This is a genomic window from Streptosporangium sp. NPDC049376 (assembly GCF_044466505.1).
Classification (GTDB): domain Bacteria; phylum Actinomycetota; class Actinomycetes; order Streptosporangiales; family Streptosporangiaceae; genus Streptosporangium.
This window is the reverse complement of record NZ_JBITMT010000046.1, coordinates 1-5,157: the sequence shown is the minus strand read 5'-3', so window position 1 is coordinate 5,157 and position 5,157 is coordinate 1. Positions and strand designations below refer to the sequence as shown.

2 protein-coding genes are annotated in these 5,157 nt (G+C 71.8%); both read right to left on the bottom strand.

Going from position 1 to position 5,157, the window contains the following annotated elements; translation table 11 throughout:
* Nucleotides 1–1,773 (bottom strand): type I polyketide synthase (locus ACIBVQ_RS40460; RefSeq protein ID WP_399184257.1); only part of this gene is annotated, 1,773 nt, incomplete at its 3' end.
* Between the two features lie 6 nt (nucleotides 1,774–1,779).
* On the bottom strand, nucleotides 1,780–5,157 hold a 3,378-nt coding region (locus ACIBVQ_RS40455), incomplete at its 5' end, for a type I polyketide synthase (RefSeq protein WP_399184255.1).

Sequence of the window (5,157 nt, the reverse complement as noted above, 5' to 3'; positions counted from 1 at the left end):
GAACAGGGCGGTGACCTGGTCGAAGGCGTGAGCGAAGGCGGGGTAGGTGTCATACAGGGTTCGGCCCATGCCGGTGCGTTGGCTGCCCTGGCCGGTGAAGAGGAAGGTCACCCGGGGTGTGCCGGTGGTGACGGGGGAGTCGGTGAGGGCGCGGAGTCGTTTGATCAGGTCGGCGTTCGTGGTGCCGAGGACGACCGCGCGGTGTTCGAAGACGCTTCGGGTGGTGGCCAGGGAGTGGGCCACGTCCTCGGGCCTCATCTGGGGATGAGCCTCCAGGTGGTCGGCCAGGCGGGTGGCCTGGGCGGTCAGCGCCGCCGCCGAGCGGGCTGACAGGGGAAGCGCGACGGGGGCGGGGTTGGGCTGTTCGTCGCGGGGCTCCGACGGTGTTTCCGGGGCCTGCTCGATGATGACGTGGGCGTTGGTGCCGCTGACGCCGAAGGCGGAAACGGCTGCCCGGCGGGGGTGTCCGGTTTCCGGCCAGGGGGTGTTCTCGGTGAGGAGCTGTACGGTTCCTGCGCTCCAGTCCACGTACGGGGTGGGCTCGTCGACGTGCAGGGTCTTGGGCAGGACCTTCTGCCGGAGGGCCTGGACGGTCTTGATGATGCCGGCGACTCCGGCGGCGGCCTGGGCGTGTCCGATGTTGGACTTCAGCGACCCCAGCCACAGGGGCTGGTCTTGTGAACGGTTTTCGCCGTAGACCGCGATGAGTGCCTGGGCTTCGATGGGGTCGCCCAGGGTGGTTCCGGTGCCGTGCGCCTCGACGGCGTCGACATCGGTGGAAGAGAGCGCGGCGTCTTCGAGGGCCTGGCGGATGACCCGCTGCTGGGCGGGGCCGTTCGGGGCGGTGAGGCCGTTGGAGGCGCCGTCCTGGTTGATGGCGGTGCCCCGGACGACGGCCAGCACGCGGTGTCCGTTGCGTTGGGCGTCGGAGAGTCGCTCCAGGAGGAGGAGTCCGGCGCCCTCGGCCCAGCCGGTGCCGTCGGCGGTCGAGGAGAAGGCCTTGCAGCGGCCGTCGGGCGCCAGCCCCCGCTGCCGGGAGAACTCGGTGAACCCGATCGGGGTGGCCATCACCGTTGCGCCCCCGGCCAACGCCAGGTCGGACTCTCCGGAACGCAGCGCCCGCACGGCCAGGTGCAGTGCGACCAGGGAGGAGGAGCAGGCGGTGTCCACGGTCACCGCGGGTCCCTCGAAGCCGAAGGTGTAGGAGATCCGCCCGGAGACGACACTGGCGAGGTTGCCGATGGCGAGATACCCCTCCAGGTCGTCGGGCACCTCGGTGAACCGGGAACCGTAGGTGTTGTCGGCGACCCCCGTGTAGACCGCCGTCCTGCTGTCCCGCAACGAGGCCGGGTCGATGCCCGCGTGTTCGAGGGTCTCCCAGGCGAGTTCGAGCAGGAGGCGTTGCTGGGGGTCGCTGGCGAGGGCTTCACGGCGGGAGATGCCGAAGAAGTCGGCGTCGAAGTGGCCGGGGCTGTCCAGGAAGCCGCCGTGGCGGGTGTAGGAGGTGCCGGGCCGGTCGGGGTCGGGGTCGTAGAGTTCGTCGAGGTTCCATCCCCGGTCCGTGGGGAACTCGGTGACGGCGTCCCGGCCGCCTGAGACGAGGTCCCAGAGCTGTTCGGGGGTGTCGGTGCCGCCGGGCAGGCGGCAGGCCATGCCCACGATCGCGATCGGCTCCCTGGCCTTGGCCTCGATGTGACGCAGCCTTCTCTCGGCCTGCTTGGTCTCGGCGATCGAGCGCTTGAGATACTCGCGCAGCTTGTCGTCGTTGGCCATGTCGGATCAGCCCCTGTCCAGGAGGTCGAAGAGTTCGTCGTCGGTCGCGGAGTCGAGGTCGATCTCCGTGTCGTCCACGCCCGCCGCCACGTCGAAGCGCGTCACGAGGGCACGCAGCCGGGCCAGGACCTCGGCCTGTCCACCGGGATCGCCGGACAGCGCCTCCTCAAGCCGCCGCAGCGCGGCGAGTGGTGAGACGGGAGCGGCGCCGTCCTCCTGAGAGTCGGGCAGCAGGGAGAGGATGTGACCCGTCACCCCGGCCGGGGTCGGATGATCGAAGATCAACGTGGTGGGAAGTGGCAGCCCGGTGGCCGCCCTGAGCCGGTTGCGCAGATCGACCGCGGTCAGCGAGTCGAGACCGAGCTCACGGAAGGCCGTGGCCGTACCGACCGCCTCCGGGTCGGAGTGCCGCAACACCGCCGCGACCTCCGTCCGCACCAGCTCCAGTACGGCCTCGCGCCGCTCCTGCGGGCCGAGCCCGGCGAGCCTGTCGGCCTGCGAGACGGTCGTGGACACCGCGGCGGAGACCGCGGAGGAGACCGTGGAGGCGCGGGTCGCGTCGAGCCAGTAGCGCGAGCGCTGGAAGGCGTAGGTCGGCAGTTCGACGCGGCGCGGACCGGTTCCGGCGAACGCGGCCGTCCAGTCGACGGGGACGCCACGGACGAACGCCTCGGCCAGCGAGGTCAGGAACCTGTCGAGCCCGCCCTGGTCGCGGCGGAGCGTCCCGGTGACCAGTGTGGGCGGCCCGTCGCCGGAGTCCAGCGTCTCGTGGATGCTCGCGGTGAGCACCGGATGCGGGCTGACCTCGACGAAGGCCGTGTGCCCCGCCTCGGCCAGAGCCCGGGTCGCCTCCTCGAACCGCACCGTGTGCCGCAGGTTGGTGTACCAGTACTCCGCGTCGAGAACGGAGGTGTCGATCCAGTCCCCGGTGGCCGTGGACAGCATGGGGACGGTCCCGGTGCGGGGGACGATCGGCGACAGCGCCTTGACCAGGTCGTCGTGGATGGACTCCACCCGAGCCGAGTGAGAGGCGTAGTCGACCGGGACGCGGCGGTTGCGCACCCCCTCCGCGTCGAGCTGGGCCAGCAGTTCGACCAGGGGCTCGACCTCACCGGAGACCACCACGCTGGACGGGCCGTTGACGACGCCGACGGACAGCCGCCCGCCCCACGCCGCGAGCCTGGCCTCCGCCTCGGCGGCGGGTAGCGAGACCGACGCCATGCCACCCTCGCCGGACAGCGCCGTGATGGCATGGCTGCGCAGCGCGACCACCCTGGCGGCGTCCCGCAGCGACAGCCCTCCGGCCACGACGGCCGCGGCGATCTCACCCTGGGAGTGGCCGACCACCGCGTCGGGGCGGACGCCGTACGAGCGCCACAGTTCGGCGAGCGAGACCATGACCGCCCACAGCACCGGCTGCACCACGTCGACCCGGTCGAGACCGGGGGCGTCCGGCGCGCCGCGCACCACGTCGAGCAGCGACCAGTCGGTGAACTCCGCCAGCGCCGCGGCGCACTCGGTGAGCCGTTCGGCGAAGACCGGCGCAGTCTCCAGCAGCCCGGCGGCCATGCCCTGCCACTGTCCGCCCTGACCGGGGAAGACGAATACGACCTTGCCGTCGACGTCCGCAGTGCCGCGCACCACGTGGTCGGGGAGCGCGCCGTCCCCGGTGAGGGAACGCACCCCGGAGACGAGCGTCTCACGGTCCGCGCCGACCACGACGGCACGTTCGGCCAGCGGTCCACGGGTCGTGACGAGCGAGTACGCCACGTCGGCGGGTTCGAGCTCGTCACGACCCTCGACGAACGTGGCGAGGCTGACGGCCTGGCCGCGCAACCCCTCGGGCACGTGCCCGGAGAGCACCCACGGCAGCGCGGCCTGGACGGGCTCACGGACGGGTTCCTCCTCCTCGATGACGGGCGGCTGCTCCAGGATCACGTGGGCGTTGGTGCCGCTGACCCCGAAGGAGGAGACCGCCGCGCGCCTGGGCCGTCCGCCCTCGGGCCAGGACCGGGCCTCGGTGAGCAGCCTGACCGTCCCGAGGGACCAGTCCACGTGCGGGGTCGGCTCCTCCACGTGCAGGGTCTTGGGCAGCACGCCGTACCGCATCGCCAGCACCATCTTGATGACGCCCGCACCTCCGGCGGCGGCCTGGGTGTGGGCGATGTTCGACTTCAGCGAGCCGAGCCACAGGGGCCGCTCAGCGGGTCTGTCCTGGCCGTAGGTGGCGATCACCGCCTGCGCCTCGATCGGGTCACCCAGGGTCGTGCCGGTGCCGTGACCCTCGACGGCGTCCACCTCGGCCGGACCGAGTCCGGCGTTGGCCAGCGCCTGCCGGATGACCCGCTGCTGCGCGGGGCCGCTGGGCGCGGTCAGCCCGTTCGACGCGCCGTCCTGGTTCACCGCCGAGCCGCGTACCACCGCGAGCACCGGGTGACCGTTCCTGCGCGCGTCGGACAGCCGCTCAAGGAGCAGCAGGCTGACACCCTCGCCCCAGCCGGTGCCGTCCGCCGTAGAGGAGAACGCCTTGCACCGCCCGTCCGTGGAGAGGCCCCGTTGTCGGGAGAACTCGACGAACGTGGTCGGCGTCGACATCACCGCGACCCCGCCCGCCAGCGCCAGGTCGGACTCTCCCGAGCGCAGAGACTGGGCGGCCAGGTGCAGCGCCACCAGCGACGACGAACATGCGGTGTCCACGGTCACCGCCGGTCCCTCGAAGCCGAAGGTGTAGGAGACCCGTCCCGAGGCGATGCTTCCCGCGCTGCCGTTGACGAGGTACCCCTCCAGATCACCCGGGATCTCCCGAAGGCGGGGCGCGTAGTCGTGGTACATCATCCCGGCGAACACCCCCGTACGGCTGCCGCGCAGCGAGAGCGGGTCGATGCCCGCCCGCTCGAACGCCTCCCAGGCCACCTCCAACAGCAGCCGCTGCTGGGGGTCGGTGGCGATCGCCTCACGGGGGGAGATGTTGAAGAACGCCGCGTCGAAGTCGGCGGCGTCCCTCAGGAACCCGCCGTGGCGCGTGTAGGACTTGCCTGCCTTGTCCGGGTCGGGGTCGTACAGCTCCTCCACGTCCCACCCTCGGTCGGTGGGGAACTCGGAGACGGCGTCGCCCCCGCTCTCGACCAGCCGCCACAGTGCCTCAGGAGACTCGATCCCACCGGGAAGCCTGCACGCCATCCCGACGATCACGACGGGGTTGTCGGCCAGAGGCCCCGCCCCCGCCGACTCCGCGCCGACGGTCACGGCCTGATCGGCCTCCCCGGCCAGCTCACGGTCGAGCAGGTTAGCGATGGCCTGGGGGGTGGGGTGGTCGAAGGTGAGGGTCGCCGGTAGGCGGAGTCCGGTGGCGGTGCTGAGGCGGTTGCGCAGTTCGACGGAGGT